Genomic DNA, 967 nt, shown 5'->3' with positions numbered 1-967 from the left:
CAAGCCCTGGCTTGCGCGCGCTGACTTCGTTAATGTCACCGAAATTGATCAGGAAACATTGGTTCAGCATGTCATTAAGCGCCAGGTTCAACAGCTAAAAGGTAATCGATCTGAAGATGACGGTAGCTTGCAATGAGCTAGAGTCTGTCGAGCTCTAGCTTAAAAAGTTATGTTTGTTATGTTGTCGTTAAATTTGCTGCTACCCTTCTGATACTGACGTTCAAGAAAGAAAGCTTTATTGATCTGCTCGTTCTTAGCCGTACCTAAAGTTTCTTTATCAATAATGATGACGCTGCTCGCACGAGTTCCATAGTTGGGCGTTCTAATAAAGGGGGAAGAGAGCACTTGCTCAAACTCTTGAGGGATGCCTGTCTGCGGCAGTTCTTCAGGCGATGCTTGTTCTTGGTTCTGTAGTGCCAACAGTAAGTGTCTAGCTGCTTCAGTGTTATCAGGGTTCTGCCGGGCCTGTTCGAGAGCTGTTTTGGTTTTTCGTACTTTTGGCCAAGGCGTATCTAGCAGGTGGTTACTTAAGCCATACCGTCCCGGCTTTAGGGTTTGACTACCTCTCGTCTGACCACGATTATGGCAATATACCAAGTCTGAGCCATCAAACAGAAGAGCGTTAAATCCGGCATATTCATCGCTTGAAATTTGAGCTGCAAACTCATTTGCAGAGCAGCTTGCTTGAAGGAAGCTTGAGGGAATTTCTCCACGAGATCGTTCGTATACTCTGGAGTCTGGCGCGCGATAATTTGTAATTGCAGCGAGGCGGCCACCTTTGGAAAGGGCTAACCAGGTGCCACCCATTTTTAAATCTCGGCCGCCAAATATGTCAGGGCTATCTTCCCAGAAATGAGCGTTAAGTGTAGGGCGGGCGTAGTACTCATCTCTATTTGAGGCGAGTGTCAGTATTCGTGCTTGCTCGGGCTGCCAATCAAAAACTATTAAACACATTGAAAGAATGACC

The 967-nt window shown here is 46.4% G+C and carries 1 protein-coding gene; it reads right to left on the bottom strand.

The window, feature by feature from the left end:
- Positions 1-159: 159 nt before the first annotated feature.
- On the bottom strand, positions 160-967 hold an 808-nt coding region (locus A3757_RS24195; RefSeq protein WP_068740442.1), incomplete at its 5' end, for an NRDE family protein.

Source organism: Oleiphilus sp. HI0117, assembly GCF_001635235.1.
The sequence above is the reverse complement of the archived record's forward strand: the minus strand, read 5'-3'. Positions and strand labels throughout refer to the sequence as shown.